At 33.7% G+C, this 17,117-nt stretch carries 15 protein-coding genes; 11 read left to right on the forward strand and 4 right to left on the reverse strand.

What is annotated here, in order from left to right; translation table 11 throughout:
* The first annotated feature begins 215 nt into the window (after window positions 1-215).
* Window positions 216-2,345, forward strand: a complete 2,130-nt coding sequence (locus OH814_RS09875; RefSeq protein WP_076561362.1) for a carboxy terminal-processing peptidase — start codon at window positions 216-218, stop codon at window positions 2,343-2,345.
* A 70-nt stretch (window positions 2,346-2,415) separates the two neighbouring features.
* Here the strand turns inward: OH814_RS09875 and OH814_RS09880 are convergent, their stop codons facing one another.
* Entirely contained in the window at window positions 2,416-2,919 is a 504-nt protein-coding gene (locus tag OH814_RS09880) for a superoxide dismutase family protein (RefSeq protein WP_076561361.1), read from the reverse strand.
* 272 nt (window positions 2,920-3,191) lie between these two features.
* On the opposite strand from OH814_RS09880, the gene OH814_RS09885 reads away from it, so the two are divergent.
* The 7 genes from OH814_RS09885 (at window position 3,192) to OH814_RS09915 (ending at window position 9,921) form a co-directional block, all read left to right on the forward strand.
* On the forward strand, window positions 3,192-5,414 hold the full coding sequence (locus OH814_RS09885) for a TonB-dependent receptor (RefSeq protein ID WP_308828045.1): 2,223 nt from the start codon (window positions 3,192-3,194) through the stop codon (window positions 5,412-5,414).
* A 185-nt stretch (window positions 5,415-5,599) separates the two neighbouring features.
* Window positions 5,600-6,250 carry a hypothetical protein gene (locus OH814_RS09890; protein ID WP_308828046.1) on the forward strand — a complete coding sequence of 217 codons (651 nt, stop codon included), beginning with the start codon at window positions 5,600-5,602 and terminating at the stop codon, window positions 6,248-6,250.
* Between the two features lie 323 nt (window positions 6,251-6,573).
* On the forward strand, window positions 6,574-7,899 hold the full coding sequence (locus OH814_RS09895) for a 2TM domain-containing protein (RefSeq protein WP_308828047.1): 1,326 nt from the start codon (window positions 6,574-6,576) through the stop codon (window positions 7,897-7,899).
* Entirely contained in the window at window positions 7,886-8,188 is a 303-nt protein-coding gene (locus tag OH814_RS09900; protein WP_308828048.1) for a 2TM domain-containing protein, read from the forward strand. Before OH814_RS09895 ends, OH814_RS09900 begins: the two co-directional genes overlap by 14 nt.
* Window positions 8,189-8,528: 340 nt before the next feature.
* Complete coding sequence (locus OH814_RS09905; RefSeq protein WP_308828049.1) at window positions 8,529-8,825, forward strand: 2TM domain-containing protein; 297 nt, start codon at window positions 8,529-8,531, stop codon at window positions 8,823-8,825.
* Window positions 8,826-8,861: 36 nt separating this feature from the next.
* On the forward strand, window positions 8,862-9,125 hold the full coding sequence (locus OH814_RS09910; protein ID WP_308828165.1) for a 2TM domain-containing protein: 264 nt from the start codon (window positions 8,862-8,864) through the stop codon (window positions 9,123-9,125).
* A 52-nt stretch (window positions 9,126-9,177) separates the two neighbouring features.
* Window positions 9,178-9,921 (forward strand): LytTR family DNA-binding domain-containing protein, encoded by a 744-nt coding sequence (locus OH814_RS09915; RefSeq protein ID WP_308828050.1) that lies wholly within the window; start codon window positions 9,178-9,180, stop codon window positions 9,919-9,921.
* A gap of 56 nt (window positions 9,922-9,977) precedes the next feature.
* Here the strand turns inward: OH814_RS09915 and OH814_RS09920 are convergent, their stop codons facing one another.
* A complete protein-coding gene (locus OH814_RS09920; RefSeq protein WP_308828051.1) occupies window positions 9,978-10,874 on the reverse strand; it encodes a hypothetical protein in 897 nt (298 codons plus the stop codon).
* 115 nt (window positions 10,875-10,989) lie between these two features.
* On the opposite strand from OH814_RS09920, the gene OH814_RS09925 reads away from it, so the two are divergent.
* Together OH814_RS09925 and OH814_RS09930 are read left to right on the forward strand one after the other, a co-directional pair.
* Window positions 10,990-11,724 carry a hypothetical protein gene (locus OH814_RS09925; protein WP_308828052.1) on the forward strand — a complete coding sequence of 245 codons (735 nt, stop codon included), beginning with the start codon at window positions 10,990-10,992 and terminating at the stop codon, window positions 11,722-11,724.
* Between the two features lie 16 nt (window positions 11,725-11,740).
* Window positions 11,741-12,091 (forward strand): hypothetical protein, encoded by a 351-nt coding sequence (locus OH814_RS09930; protein WP_308828053.1) that lies wholly within the window; start codon window positions 11,741-11,743, stop codon window positions 12,089-12,091.
* A 300-nt stretch (window positions 12,092-12,391) separates the two neighbouring features.
* Here the strand turns inward: OH814_RS09930 and mnmA are convergent, their stop codons facing one another.
* Window positions 12,392-13,579 carry a tRNA 2-thiouridine(34) synthase MnmA gene (gene mnmA / locus OH814_RS09935; RefSeq protein WP_308828054.1) on the reverse strand — a complete coding sequence of 396 codons (1,188 nt, stop codon included), beginning with the start codon at window positions 13,577-13,579 and terminating at the stop codon, window positions 12,392-12,394.
* A gap of 154 nt (window positions 13,580-13,733) precedes the next feature.
* On the opposite strand from mnmA, the gene OH814_RS09940 reads away from it, so the two are divergent.
* The gene (locus OH814_RS09940) at window positions 13,734-14,261 is read left to right on the forward strand and encodes a hypothetical protein (protein ID WP_076561352.1); all 528 of its coding nucleotides are present in this window, start codon (window positions 13,734-13,736) and stop codon (window positions 14,259-14,261) included.
* A 220-nt stretch (window positions 14,262-14,481) separates the two neighbouring features.
* On the opposite strand, the gene OH814_RS09945 is transcribed toward OH814_RS09940, so the two are convergent.
* On the reverse strand, window positions 14,482-17,013 hold the full coding sequence (locus tag OH814_RS09945; protein WP_076561351.1) for an ATP-dependent Clp protease ATP-binding subunit: 2,532 nt from the start codon (window positions 17,011-17,013) through the stop codon (window positions 14,482-14,484).
* Between the last annotated feature and the right edge of the window lie 104 nt (window positions 17,014-17,117).

Below are 17,117 nucleotides of genomic sequence, written 5' to 3' on the forward strand. Positions count from 1 at the left end.
ATAATCTGAAATATTATAATAGTAATTTATGTTTGATATAGTTAGATTAATTATTAAAAATGAACAACTATTACATTGTATTCTTTTAACAAAATTACTTAAAACTAATTGATAATTGTAAATAAGGTATTAAATTTGATAGTTTGTAACAGTCATTTAATAAATGCTACTTATTACATGATTTCATAGAATTAATAAAAATATATTACAGATTTATGTGGAAAAATTTTAAACTAAATAAATTTCTACTCTTTATTCCATTAACAAGTCTTATGTTTTGTTTCAACTCGCCAAAAGATGACGATGAGAAGATGCAGACGATAATGGTGAGTGTTAAAAATACACTTTCTTACTTACACTACAGCCCCAAACCTATTAATGATGCTTATTCAAAAGATGTTTACAAACATTATTTTGAAATGATTGATCCGGGTAAAAGATATTTCCTGCAGTCTGATATGAACGAATTTGCCAAGCACGAAACAAAGCTTGACGATTATATCAATCAGGGAGATCTGCAGTTTTATAAGCTGACCATTGACAGATTATATCAAAGAGTAGATGAAATAGATAAGCTTACTCAGGAAATTTTCAGCAAGCCGATCAATCTGGAAGAAGATGAGACGCTGACGCTGGAAGCAAAACTTAAAAACGTTCCTGCCGATAAGAATGAGCAGTATAATGAGTGGAAAAAATTCATCAAATACAATATCCTTCAGGAAATTGAATCGATGAACAGCAAAGAAGAAGCTCAGAAAGAAAAGAAAGATTCTGTACAGAAATTTAAGCTGAAAGATACCATCAAGCTTGAAATTCTTAGCCCTCAACAAAAGCTTACAAAAGCAACGGATGAGGTGAAAGATCTCGTAAAAGAAACATTTACAAGATTCAAAAAAAGAAAAAAAATGGATTGGTTTTCTGTGTATATGAATGCGTATACAGAAGTTTTTGATCCGCACACCAATTATTATTCTCCAAAAGATAAAGAAGATTTTGATACTCAGTTTAAAGGGAAAGTTATCGGAATTGGTGCTATTATTCAGGAGAAAAAAGGAAACCTTTATTTAGGTGCTTTAACGATCGGTGCGCCGGCTTGGAAATCTAAAAAATTGTCTGACGGCGATAAAATCTTAAAAGTAAAATCTAATCCTAAGGAAGACCACGTAAATGTCGTAGGAATGCTTTCTGATGAGGCAGTAAGATTGATCAGAGGTGAAAAAGGAACTCCGGTTACATTGACGGTTCAGAAAAAAGATAAAACGATTGTTGAGGTTACGATGATTCGTGAAGAAGTGGCTATTGAAGACACTTTTGCGAAAAGTATTATTGTAAATTCTCCAAACGGGAAAAAATACGGATTTATCAATCTTCCTAGCTTTAATGCAGATTTTGAGGATGAAAAGGGAAGAAACGCTTCTGATGACATCAAAAACGAGATTATCAAGCTGAAAGCTCAGAATATTGAAGGAATTGTTTTAGACCTTAGAAATAACGGTGGTGGTTCTTTAACGGAAGTTGGCGATATCATGGGATTATTTATGAATGCAGGTCCTTATGTTCAGGTAAAAGACGGAAACGGAAAAATTCAGACGTTAAAAAACAAGCAGGAATCACCTGTGTGGACTGGTCCTTTAGTGATTATGCAAAACGAAATTTCGGCTTCGGCGTCAGAAATTCTGGCAGGTGTGATGCAGGATTACGGAAGAGCGGTTATCGTTGGTTCGCCTCAATCTTATGGTAAAGGAACGGTACAAACTTTCGTAGATCTAAACAGATTTTTAAATACGGAAGATGATTTTGGATCTTTAAAACTGACAATTCAGAAATTCTACAGAATTACCGGAGAATCAAACCAGAGAAAAGGGATTGTTTCTGATATTCAGATGAAAGACTTCTTCACGTACGCAGAAATTGGGGAAAGATATGATGATTTTGCTTTGGCTTGGGACAAGATTCCGAGTGCGAATTTCCAGAAGCTGAGTTATTTTGATGTGAAAGCTTTAGAAAAAGCGAGCAACGACAGAATGGCAAAAAATGCAAACTATCAATTGTTGCTTGAATCTGCGCAATGGAGAGAGCAATTAGACAAAGAAGAAACCATTACTTTGAATATCAACAAGTTTAATGACTTAATGAAGCACAGAAAATCTCAAATTGAAAAGTTTAAAAAACTTACGAAATTTGACAACGGATTAAAATTTGAAATGTATCCTGCAGAAATCGAAAGAGAGAAGAAGGATGAGGTTTTCAAAAAGAAATCTGAAATGTGGATCAAAAATCTCAGAAAAGACTCTTATCTTGAGGAAGCAATGAATATCGTTGCAGACATGAAAGCTAAAGTGTAAGATAAATACTATAAAAAAGCGGCGCTAATCGAAGATTAGCGCCGCTTTTTTTGTTTAAGAATGAAAGAGATTATTTAATTTCTATACATCCCACTCTTCCGCCTGCATTCCCGGTTGGCTGCGTCATAAAGTCGTCTTTATCAGCATGAATGATGATTCCTTTTCCAATGATATTTTTAGATTCGTCTACACAATCAAGACACCATTTATCGGTTTTAAAAGTCAGTTTTGCTTTCCCGTCTGCACCAGCTTCAAGATTTCCGATATCTCCCATATGGAAATGGTCAGATCCCCATTTTCCGTGGTCATTTTTACCCGGATTCCAATGTCCGCCTGCAGAAGTTGCATCCGGAGCAGAGCAATCACCTTTTTCATGGATATGCACTGCATGAATTCCCGGTGTAAGATTCGTTACTTCCAAATCCATAACCACTTCATTTCCGTTTTGAGTAAATTTTGCCGTTCCTCCGGTTTCAGTTCCGCTTTTTGCCATAACGTTGTAGGTTTTGCTAGAACTGCATGATGCTGCAAATAAAGCGCAACTTGCTAATAATGTTAAAGTTTGTAGTTTCATAAATTAATATTTAAATGTTATGATCATAAAGATAAATAAAGAATTTCAGAACAGAATATAATTTGGAAATTATAAAATACATATACAATTGATATTGAACTCAGTTATGAAGAACCGTACTTCGAATTTTTTACATTTTATCACTTCATTTTCGCAATCGTTTGAGAGTAAAAGTCAGAAAAAACGATTCAGTTTCAAAATTCTACAGCTCAGCAACAAAAAGTTTAAAGGCATAAAAATTCAGCCTATTTTTGATTCGAATTAAAACAGCTATGAAAACAAAACTATTATTTCTCATCTCTTTTTTCTCTTTTGCTCTGAGTTTTTCTCAGACAAAAATCACCGGAAAAGTGACTTTTAAAAATAAGGGAATAGGCGAGATTAATGTTACTTTAAAAGATACTTACGACGGTGCAACCACAGATTCCGACGGGAATTTTTCTTTCGAAACTTCCGAAAAAGGAAACCAAATATTGACCTTCACGCATCCAAAATATAATGAAGTTCAAAAACCTATTGTAATTGAGGATAAAGACGTTTCCGTAAACACTGAATTAAAGGAACAAATCAATGAAATAGATGCAGTCGTGATTTCTGCAGGTTCTATCGAGGCAAGCGACAGAAAAAGAGCGACCGCTTTACTGACACCGATTGATATTTACACAACCGCCGGAGCCGACGGACAAATTTCTTCTGCTCTGACTTATCTTCCCGGAGTACAGAAAGTGGGCGAAACCGAAGGATTATTCGTTCGTGGAGGAACAGGAACCGAAACCAAAATTTTTATGGATGGAAGCTTAATCAACAATTATTTTTCAAGTTCGGTTCCAGGAATTGCAGGAAGAGATCGTTTCAATACGTCTCTTTTTAAAGGAAATATATTTTCCAGCGGTGGATATTCTGCTTTGTACGGCCAGGCTCTTTCCGGTGCGTTGATGCTTGAAAGTGTAGATCTTCCCGACCAGAGTTCTTATGATTTCGGGGTTTCACCGATATTTTTAAGTGGTGGTTTCCAGAAATTAGGTGAAGATAAAAATCATTCTTACGGAGCAACTTTAGGATATTCAAACTTAGGTTTGATGCAGGACGTTTTTAATTTCAATACTGATTTTATTGATGCTCCACGAGGTTTTAATGGTGATGCCAATTTTAGAATCAAAACAAAATCAGGAGGATTTTTCAAATATTACGGAATGTTTGACATGAATAAAATGGGCGTAAAAACCGAAAGTTTAGAACCGGGATATGATTTTGCATTAGTAAGATTAAAAGGTGAAAATACCTACCATAATTTGTCTTTCAAGCAAAAATTAGGGAAGTATCTTTTCAATACAAGTGCTTCGTATTCTTACAATCAGTCAGATTTAAATTTTTCGACAGAAACCAACCAAGTTGAATCAGAAAAAACAGAATTATTAAATGACGGAAATTATATCAATTTTAAAGCAGTTATCGACAGAAAAATCAATAAAATAAGCGCTTTGCGAGGCGGATTTGAATTGAATTATGCCAATGAAAAACAGAATTTCGGTAAAGTCAATAAAAACTATCGTGATTTGATTTCTTCCGGTTTTGTGGAAACAGATTTGGGTTTCAGCAATAATTTATCTGCGAAAATTGGAGTAAGAGCCGAAAACTCTTCTTATTTAAATAAAAATAATATTGCGCCACGTTTTGCTTTGGCTTATCGTTTGGCAAAAGATTGGACAACCTCTTTCGCTTACGGATTGTTCTTCCAAAATCCTGAAAGTAAATACATTAACTCTTCTGCAGATTTAGATTTTCAAAAATCACAACATTATATTTTTCAGGTTCAGAGGTCGACAGAAGGACGAAGTTTAAGATTTGAAGCTTTTTATAAAAAATATGATGAATTAATTAAAACTCAGAATATTGTCCCGAACAGCAACCAGAATCAGCAAGTGCAAACAGCTTTTAACAACAATGGAAACGGTTTCGCAAAAGGTCTTGAAGTGTTTTGGAGAGACAAAAAAACATTTGAAAATATCGATTATTGGATCAGTTATTCGTTTCTGGATTCTAAAAGAGATTTCCTGAATTATCCTGTAAGCTTAAAGCCCAATTTTGCCGCTGAACACACGCTTTCTGTTGTCGCCAAAAGATTTATCCCCGAATGGAAAACCGGAGTTAATCTTTCTTACACTTACGCAAAAGGGCGACCTTATTACGACATCGTGACACAAGATGATAAAAATATTATCCGAAACGAAGGAAGGCTGAAAGATTACAACGCTTTGAACTTAAGCTTTAATTATCTTCCGAATATTGGTAAAAAAGACTCAAAAGCATTTACTATTTTCGTTTTAAGTATTTCAAATGTTTTAGGAAATAAAAATGTTTATGGATACAATTTTTCGCAAAACGGAAGCAGAAGTTCCGCAGTCGTTCCGCCCGTCAATACGTTTGTTTTTGTGGGGATGTTTATCAGTTTTGGAGTCGATAAAACGCAGGATGCAATTAATAATAACCTTTAATTCTTTTAAACCGCAAAATACAAAAGAAGTGATTGAAAAGAGGATTCAAAAGGTTACAAAAAGTGAAACCTTTAATGTTGTTTTGTTAGCTTTTGAAAAACTAAAACAATAATAAAATCTTTTGTCTCTTTTGCGGTAAAAAAAATATCTTTAAATAAAAAATAACATTAAACAATTTAGAAATTATGAAAAAATACATTTTAAGTTTTGCTTTAGCTTGTATGAGTTTATTATCTTTTGCTCAGGCTAATTATGAAAAAGTAATGACCGAAAAAATTGCTAAAATCGAAACCTGTAAAACACCTGAAGATTTCCAGGCTTTAGCCAACGATTTTCAGAGAATTGCTGAGAAAGAAACCACAAAATGGCTACCGAATTATTATGCTGCTTTTGCTTACATCCAAAAAGGAAGAGTGTTGATGAGAGAAGGAAAAATGCAGGAATTGGATGCTGTCGCAGATCAGTCTCAGAAATTTATTGACGCTGCAGAAAGTGTTGAAAAAGAAAATTCTGAAATTCATTTGCTTCAAAAAATGGTTTATTCATTAAAAATGATGGTGAATCCTCAGGAAAGATATATGACTTTTGGAATGAAAGCTCAGGATGAACTTAATAAAGCTGAAAAATTTAATCCAAATAATCCAAGAGTGACGCTTATAAAAGCGGAAGATATTTACTTTACACCGGAACAATATGGAGGAAGCAAAACAAAAGGAATGGAACTTTTTAAAGCTGCTTTGGAAAAATTTAATTCGTTTAAACCAAAGACAAGTTTAGAACCGAATTGGGGAAAAGAAGAAGCGGCATATTTTATCGGATTGGAAAAAGCAAAATAGTTTTGTTTAAAAAATAACTCGTTAAAAAATTTAGAATTAAACACTTTCAGTATTTCAAAACGCTGAAAAGGTTTTAAGATTATAAAAAAGTTTTGGACGGCGCGAATAGTTCTTATTTATCTATTTTTTAAAGTGTGTTTGTCATGCTGTAAACATCTCTACAAAGTTTGTTTAGATTCTTTCAGAACGACAAACAGACTGTTTATAAGCTTGTATGAAACTGTAAAAGGTTTACTACAGTTCGGAACGTAAAAATAACCATTCAGTAAGGAGAAATTTTCGCAGAATTTAATAAAAGCTACTTTTGAAGTATAATTTGAACAATGAAACGTAAAGATTTTATCATTTTATTTTGGGTGTCTTTGGCAACCACTCTTATTTTCTTCTTCCTTTCAACAGAAGAAAAAAATCTTGAGAATTTCTCGCTTACTTTGCTTATTTCGGCGATGTATTCTTTTGTGATAGGAATCGGAAATGGCTTGATTAACGATTTTCTCAACAAGAAAATGCCGTGGTCTGAAGCGACGACCAAAAGAGCTGTTTTAAGCATCGTTTCCATTCTTATTGCCAATTTTATTCTGGTGTATTTCTGCAACTACATCAATTTTGTGATCATCCAAAAAGAGGCTACAGCAGAAATGTTTTTCTCAGGGAAATACAATTTTACCAATTGGTTTATGATCAATGTTGCATTGCTGATCTCTGCTTTTCTGCATGCGAAAGGCTTTATGGAAGAACTTAAAAAGAACACTAAAAAAGAAGTTGTAGAACAGAAACTTATCGCAAAATCTGCCAATGCACAGTTTGAAAGCTTAAAAAACCAGCTCGATCCGCATTTTCTTTTTAATTCTTTAAATGTTTTAAGCTCATTAATAGACGAAAACCCAAACCAGGCGCAGAAGTTTACTGCTTCAATGTCAAAGATTTACAGATATGTTTTGGAGCAGAAAGATAAAGAATTGGTGACGGTAGAAGAAGAAATAGAATTTGCAAAAACCTATTGCGAATTATTAAAAACAAGATTTGAAGACAGCGTAGATTTTGAATTTAATGTTGAAAAAGAAGATTTGCGAAAGTTTGTTGTTCCGCTTTCATTGCAATTGTTGTTGGAGAATTGTATCAAACATAATTTTGCAACTTCTTCAAAACCGTTATTAATTAAAGTTTTTTCTGAAAACAAGACATTGTGTATAGAAAACAATCTTCAGGCGAGAGAATTGATCAAAGAAAGCGCAGGAATAGGTTTGGCAAATATTGTTCAGCGTTATGCTTTGCTTACAAAAGAAAATGTTTTTATTGAAAAATCCGAGGATTATTTTAAAGTAAAGCTTCCGATTCTTAATTATAAACCGACAATTGTTAATCATTTAGTTGATAATGATATGCAAGTTTACGACAGGGCAAAAAAGAGAATGAAAGAAATAAAAAGCTTCTACGGAAACCTGATTGCTTATTGCATCATTATTCCGTTTTTAGCGATTATGAATTTGATAACCTCGCCAAAAAATCTTTGGTTTTTCTGGCCAATGTTAGGTTGGGGAATTGGTTTGGCAGCTCACGGGATGGGCGCTTTTGCAATCGGAAGAAACTGGGAAGAAAGAAAAATTAGAGAAATTTTAGAAAAACAAAACAGACATGGAAAATTCTAGCAAAACCCACATCCGTTATCGTGAGGCGGAAAGAAGAATGAGAAAAATCAAAGGATTTTATACACATGCAATGGTGTATTTTTTCGTCAATATTTTTATCATTGGCGCAAAGGCACTCGATTTGGATCCGGGAGAAAAGTATTGGGAATGGGATTTATTGAAGCTTCCTCTGTTGTGGGGTGTTGGTTTGGCTGCACATGGATTGAGTATTTTCTTGCCAACAATGATTCTTGGTAGTGACTGGGAAGAAAAGAAAATTAAAGAACTGATGGATAAAAACAAGTACTGATCAGGGATAAAAATAATTCACCGTAAATCGATGATTATCTCCTTTAGTCGATGAATGTTATTTCGATGCAGTCAAAAGGGAAAAAATTGTACGAATACAAGGGTTAAAAGAGTACAGAAAATAAAGGATTAATTATAAATGATACTTTTTTCAATCATTCTTTTAATGCTTTTGCAGCAGAAAATATAAAAATAAAATCCCGATTTCATTTGAGTCGGGATTTCTGCTGTTCAGTCTCAAAAATCTACCGTTCGGTTACATAAAGTTGAATTGAGTATGTTTATTAACATAAATTTGATTCAAGAAAAACAAAAAATACTAATTTTAAAACAAAAACATCATGGAAAATTTATCATTCAACAAAGAAAATTTAGCATACGAAAAGGCAGCAAAAAGAGTAAAAGATCTGAAAGGGTTTTATGGAAATCTTACTTCTTACTGTTTGGTTATTCCTTTTTTGTTGATTCTAAATCTTTTGACATCACCTGGTCATTTATGGTTTTATTGGCCAATGTTAGGATGGGGATTGGGTCTTACTTTACACGCCGTAAGTACTTTTGGAATCGGTAAAAACTGGGAAGAGAAAAAAATAAGAGAATTGATGGAGGAGGAGAAAAGAAATTTAAAATCACTTTAATTAATTATCAGTAAAATATTAATAAAATGGACTATAATAACGCACAAAAAAAGAGTAAAAGACCTAAAGTCATTCTATAAAAACTGCATGTGGTTTACGATCGTGGCCGGATTTATTCTAATTAGAAATTTTATTAAAGATAATGGAACAGACCACAATTTTCAAGGATGGTTTATTCTTACAGTATGGGCAATAATTTTAGGAGTAAAAGCTGTAAATCTTTTTATATTTGATGCCGAATGGGAAAATCAAATTTTAGATGAAGAACTTAATAAAAGCAAAAAGCCGATTAATTTTTAAAACTAAAAGAGATTTAATTATTTTTATTTAAAATTAAACTAAAAGCCAATTAATGATTAAAACAGTCATCATCGAAGACGAAAAACCTGCAGCAAGAAAACTAGAAAGAATGCTGAGTCTTTTTCCTGATTTGCAGTTGCTTGCTAACCTGGAATCTGTAGAAGAAGCGGTGACTTGGTTTTCTGAAAATGAGCATCCGCAACTTATTTTTTCAGACATCGTTTTGGGAGACGGTCTTTCGTTTGATATTTTTGAGAAAATTTCTACAAAAGCTTTTATTATTTACACGACGGCTTTTGATCAGTACACGTTGAAGGCTTTTAAACTCAATAGCATTGATTATCTTTTGAAACCAATCATGGAAGAAGATCTTGCCGGAGCAATCGAAAAATTCAAATCATTTATTCCTTCCGGTGAATCGGTTAATTCACAAGAAATAAAGCAATTAATTAAAAAAGAAAAATCTACACTGTCAAGAATTCTGGTGAAGATCGGTTATAATTTAAAAATTGTACAGACGTCTGAAATCAGCTGTTTTTTCAGTGAAAATAAAATTGTTTATCTGCAAACTCAGGATCGGGTGTATCCTTCAGAATTTACTTTAGATGAATTAACTGATGTGCTTGATGACAAGCAGTTTTTTCGTGTCAACAGGCAGTTTATTATCAGTTCAGATTATATCAAAAATATTCATACTTCACCCAATTATAAAGTGGAGCTCAATTTTCAACCAAAGGAAGAAATTACAGTGAGCCGTGAAAGGGTAAAAGATTTTAAAGACTGGTTGGTAAGTTAATTCAGCATAAAGATCAAAAAAGAAATTTACTTAATTACAAGGACAAAATATATCATTTATCTATAATCTATTCTGTTTGACTCTGTGCTTTCAAGTTGCTGTACAATAGATTTTGGAATTTCTTCACTATGTATCGGAAAGCTTAAAGAATCTGAAATAAAGGTTTTTCTATCTGCTTTCTGAAAGATCTCAAAGAGAGCAATCGGCTCTTGATTAAAACTAATACATGTACTAATGAAATGCAACTCCTGGAGCTTATATTCCGGGTTTTTCAGCTTTTCCTTTACATCCTTTATCCTCGAAATAAAATGGCGTTGGCGAATGAATGTATTGCTATTCATGATAATGAAAACATAATCGGAATAGGAGGTTAATTTTCCGAAATATTTGTGATGATCTCCACCGCTTCTTTCGATGAAGTATTCGCCCGAAGTCTCAGACTTATAAATTTCCATTGCAGAGCGCCAGATTCGGTCATCTTTTGCCTGTAAAGGGTTCTCGGGAAGATTTCTATTGTAAGAATACCAGCAACCGACCAACCTGTCGAGTAATGCTGTATTCTGCTTCACATTATTCATGTCAATTTTCAGATTATTAAAATTAAATGCTTCTGTATTTGAATTTATAAAATCAATGTAATTAGAATAGCCTAAAACCTTTACAATCATGCTCAGTTTTGCTAAATTGGGTTTACTTAAAATAGCATTTTCGTTTTGAGAATATTTCTTTAGTTTATTGATGATCAAATGTTCATATAGGTAATTTATACCCAATAAATCTGGCTTTTTCTTTATGCTTTTGTCTGAATTGTCAGTAATAATCAAATCGTTTAGTTCGGCCACTATATATGACCATTCGGTTTTTGACACATCTTCCCAATGGTTTTTCTTTAAAAAATGCAGGCTTAGGAAGTTCATTAATTTTTCCAAATGCAGAATGTCATCTCTTTTCATGATGTAATTTTATAAGACTAATTTAAGATTATTTTAAAACTAAAAAAGACTATTGCAAGACTTTTATATTTTAAATCAGATTCATATTTGAATAGAAATAAAAAAGTTTAAAACAATGGAAACCAAAATGCTATTAAAAGATGAATTGCTTTGGAGCAGAATTCAAAGTTTTTCGATAGACGCTTCGAATGTTGACTTTCCTTTTTCCAAAAAACTCGCCCGAGACGAAAACTGGACTGAAATTTTCACAAAAAAAGCAATAGAGGAGTATAAAAAATTTGTTTATCTCTGCTGTGTTTTACCGAATGGAGCTTCGCCGAGTGATATTGTAGATAAGGTCTGGCATAAGCATCTCATTTATACTCAAAATTATTGGGAAGAATTTTGTCCTGATATTTTACAGCAAAAGCTTCATCACCATCCATCGACAGGCGGTTTGTATGAGAAAACGAAACACAAAAAATGGTTTGAAGATACCTTAAAAAATTACACTGAAATCTTTCAACAAGATCCTCCTGAGGAAATTTGGAAAACGTCTGAGAATAAAATCAATAAAAACTGGATAGAAAAATTAAGGTTTTTACTCATTCTAATTATACCATTAATTCTCATTTCCTGCTCTGATAGTACAATGGGCACATTCGCCACGTTATTTTTCACGGCTCTTTCGATAGGGATTTTTCTACTCATTAGATTCATCACTTCAATGTCAAATGACCCTTCCCGAAAAAATGATAAAAACGATGATGGAAGTGGGTTAGGCTCAAGCTGTAGCGGCAGTAGCAGTTGTAGTGGAGGAAGCTCATGCGGAAGCGGTTGTGGAGGAGGATGCGGTGGTTGCGGAAGTTAATAGAAAAATAAAAGCTATGAAAAAAATAATAATACACAGTATTCCGGTTGGCATAAGTCTTATCTGGCTCGTTTTTACCCATCATACTTTTAATCCTATTTCTTTAAAAGGCCCATCATTTCTATTTTTCTATCTTTTGCTTATTATCGGATTTTACGTTTCAATTTTTATTTTAAAATTAATAAAACAAAAAATATCCGAAGCCACATTTTACTTCATGATTTCTATTTTCATTTTGGGAATTATAAAACTTGTAAAAGGTATATTTCTAGGGAAACCAGTAGGTTTTTCAATAATGATTTTAGTTGTGGAATTAATTGTGATACTTTTTATTCACTTGTCTACATTGAGTTATAAGATTAAGTAAAGTAGATTAATTCAAAAAAATAAACCCGAAACAAATAGCTTCGGGATTCTTATATTTAAATGGAGTATTTACTCATTTTCTTTTTTTGACTTTATAACCCTATTTTTCAACGAAAATATATGTCAATACAACCAAGATAATACACTATTATATGCTTAACACAAGCTTAATCTTCACAAAGCTATTTTAAGCAACCTCTTATTCAAGCTTCAGCAGCGACTTGTCGCCATTCTTTGCTCCTTAAAATATAAGTTTAAAAATTAAAATCTTTGCGTTAAAAATAATCTCTTCAATATTAAATTATGAAATTACTCCGCTTCCAATCAATTCATCATCAATATACCAAGCTGCAAATTGCCCTTCAGCGATTGCAGATTGAGGCTTGTCAAATTCTACAAAAAAACTGTTTTCAAACTGATAAATGGTAGCTTTCTGAAGTTCTTGTCTGTAACGGAATCTCGCCATTACTTCCATTGATTCTCCATTTTTTAATCTTAAATCTTCACGCACCCAATGCAGCTCAGCATTATCTATTTTAAGCGCTTTTTTATGCAATCCTGGGAAACTGTGACCTTCTCCAACGAAAATAATATTGTTTTCCATGTCTCTTGATACGATAAAGCAACTTTCTTTATGTCCGCCTATTCCTAGTCCTTTACTTTGTCCAATAGTGAAAAATTGAGCACCTTGGTGCTTTCCGATTACTTTTCCGTCAGCTTTTTTATAATTAATTTTTTGACTTAAAAATTCTAGTTCTTCCTCTTTAGATGAAAAGCCTGGAGCTTCCTGTGAAAAAAGCGGAGAATCTTTGAAAATTTCTACGATTTCACCTTCTTTAGGAACCAATTGCTGTTGTAAAAATTGTGGAAGGCTTACTTTTCCGATAAAGCAAAGTCCTTGAGAGTCTTTTTTATCAGCCGTTACCAAACCAATTTCTTTGGCAATTTCTCTTACTTCAGGCTTCGTCAATTCACCGATTGGAAATAAAGCTTTTGACAATTGATCCTGATTCAGCTGACAAAGAAAATAAGACTGGTCTTTATTATTGTCTTTTCCTGCCAATAAGTGAAAAATTTCTTTTCCGTTTTCATCAAAAGTAGAATCTACTCTTGCGTAATGTCCTGTTGCCACTTTATCAGCACCTAAAGACATTGCGGTCTTCATAAAAACATCAAATTTCACTTCTCTGTTGCACAAAACATCAGGATTCGGAGTTCTTCCTTTCTGATATTCGTCAAACATATAATCGACGATGCGTTCCTTATAAAGTTCGCTCATATCAATCACCTGAAACGGAATTCCCAGTTTCTGGGCAACCATTAAAGCGTCATTGCTGTCCTCAATCCAAGGACATTCGTCTTCTAAAGTTACCGAAGCATCGTTCCAGTTTCTCATAAATAAAGCCACAACTTCGTGACCTTGCTGTTGCAGCAAATACGCTGTAACACTCGAATCTACGCCTCCGGAGAGGCCTACTACTACTTTCATTTAATTCAATTTTACGAAACTCTTAACGGGAGTTCTTAGTTGAGCGGCAAAATTACGATAATCCTATTCACAAAAAAAATGATAATTTTATGCATTGATAAAAACGATAGTATCACAAATCGTTGCTTAACTTTCACCAAGTAAAATATTTAATATGAAAAAACTATTTATTTCTTCATTCATCCTGATTTCCGGATTGTCATTTTCTCAAGTTGCAATAGGTACACCAACTGCTGAAACCAATAAATGGACTTTCGGTGGTGGTTTAGGCGTTGGTTTCGGAAGCAATTCTTATTTTAATCTGCAGGTTGCACCCAGAGTTGGTTACCGACTGACAAACGATTTGGAAGCGGGTTTGATTGGAAGCGTTTCCTGGCAGACTTCAGATTATTATAAATCGACAATGTTTGGTTTTGGTCCGTTTGTGAATTATTATTTTGCCAGATCTTTCTTTGTAAGTGGGAATCTGCAGCATTTTTTCATCAATTATGAAAATAAATTTTATGACTACAAAGACGATCAGCAGGAAACGGCTCTTTATTTAGGAGGCGGATATATGCAGCAAATCGGGAATAATTCTTTTATGCAGATCGGTTTGATGTATAATGTTTTGTATAAAGAAAACAGCAGTGTTTTTTCTGGCGGATTGATTCCTAGTGTTGGTTTTGTGGTAGGACTTTAAAAGTTTCCCGCAGATTATCACAGATGCTTGAGCATGAATTTGTGATAATACTTTGATTTCGAAGAAGTCTTTCTCACAGATTTTACTCATTTAGCCGATTTTAGTGTAATTAGCCTAATTTTTCAACAGCATTGTCTGTGAACACGTATGTTGTCTATGTGATTGACAAAAAAAGCATCGAGAATATCGCGATGCTTTCATTATTTATATTAAAAATTGATTATTGAGATGATTTCTCTGCAGACTTTTTCGTCTTGTGAGTTTTTCCTTCTAATCCGTCTTTAGCTTCATTAAGACCTAAAGTTACCGTTTCGCCTTCAGTTAATTGTTTGTTTACAAGCATTTCTGCCAATAAATCTTCAATATATTTCTGAATAGCTCTCTTCAATGGTCTTGCTCCAAAGTCTTTATCCCAACCTTTTTCAGAAATGAAATCTTTGGCTTCTTCGGTTAATTCAACTTTGTAGCCTAATTTATCAAGTCTTGTGTAAAGTTTATTAAGCTCGATATCGATAATTCTCTTAATATCGTTTTGCTCAAGAGAATTAAAGATTACAATATCATCAATTCTGTTAAGGAATTCTGGTGCAAATGCTTTTTTAAGAGCACTTTCTATGGTACTTCTTGCTCGTGAATCTGTATTTGTTTTCTTTGCATTGGTTCCGAAACCTACTCCGTCTCCAAAATCTTTGATGTCTCTTGTTCCGATGTTTGAAGTAAGAATAATAATTGTATTTCTAAAATCAATTTTTCTACCTAAACTGTCGGTAACGTGACCTTCATCCAAGATTTGCAGAAGAATATTAAATACATCCGGGTGAGCTTTTTCAATCTCATCCAAAAGAACGACTGCATAAGGTTTTCTTCTTACAGCTTCGGTTAATTGTCCACCTTCCTCATATCCAACGTATCCCGGAGGCGCACCTACTAATCTCGAAACAGCAAATTTCTCCATATACTCACTCATGTCAATTCGAACTAATGCTTCATCAGAATCAAAAAGTTCTCTTGCCATCACTTTTGCAAGCTCAGTTTTACCAACACCGGTTGTTCCAAGGAAAATAAATGTTCCGATTGGTCGGTTAGGATCTTTCAGTCCGGTTCTGTTTCTTTGGATAGATTTTACAACCTTTCTTACCGCATCTTCCTGTCCAATTACTTTTCCGTTCATATTGTCGTCCATCTGAGCCAATTTATCAAGCTCGTTTTTACCGACTTTCGTCACAGGAACACCGCTCATCATAGAAACTACTTCTGCAACACTCTCTTCAGATACGGTTTCTTTTTTCTCTTTTACATCCTTATCCCACTGATCCTGAGCAGAGTTTAGCTCCATTTGTAAGCGCTCTTCTTCATCCTTCAGCTTTCTTGCTTCAAGATAATCCTGAGCTTTTACTGCTTTTTGTTTCAATTCTTTGATGTCTTCTATTTTCTTTTCAAAATCGATAATGGCAGTAGGAACTTTCATGTTTTTAATGTAAACACGAGATCCTGCTTCATCCATCGCATCAATCGCTTTGTCCGGTAAAAATCGATCTGTAATGTATCTTGATGTCAAATTGACACAAGCCAAAATTGCTTCTTCTGTATAAACTACATTGTGATGCTCTTCGTATTTATCTTTAATCTGATTCAAAATCTGAATCGTTTCATCGATAGAAGTCGGCTCCACCATTACTTTCTGGAATCTTCTTTCTAAAGCTCCGTCTTTCTCAATATACTGACGGTACTCATCAAGAGTCGTAGCACCAATACATTGAATTTCTCCTCTTGCTAAAGCCGGTTTAAACATATTTGAAGCGTCTAAACTTCCTGTAGAACTTCCCGCTCCAACAATCGTATGCAACTCGTCAATAAATAAAATGACATCACGATTCTTTTCAAGTTCCGTCATGATGGCCTTCATTCTTTCTTCAAATTGACCACGGTATTTTGTTCCGGCAACTAAACTTGCAAGATCCAAAGTAATTACTCTTTTACCATAAAGAACTCTTGAAACTTTTTTCTGCTGAATTCGTAAAGCCAAACCTTCAGCGATGGCAGATTTACCAACACCGGGTTCACCAATCAAAAGCGGATTGTTTTTCTTTCTTCTAGATAAAATCTGTGAAACTCTTTCGATTTCTTTCTCACGACCGATTACAGGGTCTAGTTTTCCGTCTCTTGCCAAAGAAGTAAGATCTCTACCAAAATTATCTAATGTTGGAGTTTTACTTTTTGAAGAGCCTAAATTACCTGTCGGTTTTCTCATTTGCTCAAATTCTTCTCTGTCATCATCATCATCGTAAGCCGAATTTTGAGGTGCCTGGCCAGAATTTTTAAGCATTGTCTGATATTCTCTTGAAACTCCTTCATAATCAATATCGTAAGCTCCTAAAATACTTGAAGTAGGGTCTTCATATTTATATAGAATGCCCAATAACAAATGTACGGTATTGATCTCGTTACTTTTATATTGTCTGCATTCTAACTCCGCACGCTTAATGGAGTGATCTGCCATTTTGGTGAATGAAATATTGGTGACTTCCTCAGAAATAGGATTTAGACTTGCTGTATTTAAAGTTTCAATTTTTCTTCTGATTTGTGTTAAATCGGCATTAAGCCCTTGAAGGATTTCTTTTGCAGAGTTTTCTGTTTTTATAATACCTAAAAGTAGATGTTCTGTATTAAGAAATTCACTTTTCAGCCTCTTAGCTTCATTTTTGCTTTGCTTGAACACTTGGCTCAAACCTTGTGAAAACTTATAATCCATAATATATCTCGTTAGAATAAAAGCAGAATTGCTTTATATTCAATATCTAAATTACAAATATTTTACCAAAAAACAATTAATGACTTTATGGCAGAAAAATATTT

Source organism: Chryseobacterium sp. CFS15, from assembly GCF_031118795.1.
Lineage (GTDB): Bacteria > Bacteroidota > Bacteroidia > Flavobacteriales > Weeksellaceae > Chryseobacterium > Chryseobacterium indoltheticum.

Coding starts and splice junctions, on each gene's coding strand:
- OH814_RS09875 (WP_076561362.1), top strand. CDS start 216: ATGTGGAAAAATTTTAAACTAAATAAATTTCTACTCTTTATTCCATTA.
- OH814_RS09930 (WP_308828053.1), top strand. CDS start 11,741: ATGAAAAAAATAATAATACACAGTATTCCGGTTGGCATAAGTCTTATC.
- OH814_RS09940 (WP_076561352.1), top strand. CDS start 13,734: ATGAAAAAACTATTTATTTCTTCATTCATCCTGATTTCCGGATTGTCA.
- mnmA (WP_308828054.1), bottom strand. CDS start 13,579: ATGAAAGTAGTAGTAGGCCTCTCCGGAGGCGTAGATTCGAGTGTTACA.
- OH814_RS09915 (WP_308828050.1), top strand. CDS start 9,178: ATGATTAAAACAGTCATCATCGAAGACGAAAAACCTGCAGCAAGAAAA.
- OH814_RS09920 (WP_308828051.1), bottom strand. CDS start 10,874: ATGAAAAGAGATGACATTCTGCATTTGGAAAAATTAATGAACTTCCTA.
- OH814_RS09925 (WP_308828052.1), top strand. CDS start 10,990: ATGGAAACCAAAATGCTATTAAAAGATGAATTGCTTTGGAGCAGAATT.
- OH814_RS09945 (WP_076561351.1), bottom strand. CDS start 17,013: ATGGATTATAAGTTTTCACAAGGTTTGAGCCAAGTGTTCAAGCAAAGC.
- OH814_RS09880 (WP_076561361.1), bottom strand. CDS start 2,919: ATGAAACTACAAACTTTAACATTATTAGCAAGTTGCGCTTTATTTGCA.
- OH814_RS09890 (WP_308828046.1), top strand. CDS start 5,600: ATGAAAAAATACATTTTAAGTTTTGCTTTAGCTTGTATGAGTTTATTA.
- OH814_RS09905 (WP_308828049.1), top strand. CDS start 8,529: ATGGAAAATTTATCATTCAACAAAGAAAATTTAGCATACGAAAAGGCA.
- OH814_RS09895 (WP_308828047.1), top strand. CDS start 6,574: ATGAAACGTAAAGATTTTATCATTTTATTTTGGGTGTCTTTGGCAACC.
- OH814_RS09885 (WP_308828045.1), top strand. CDS start 3,192: ATGAAAACAAAACTATTATTTCTCATCTCTTTTTTCTCTTTTGCTCTG.
- OH814_RS09900 (WP_308828048.1), top strand. CDS start 7,886: ATGGAAAATTCTAGCAAAACCCACATCCGTTATCGTGAGGCGGAAAGA.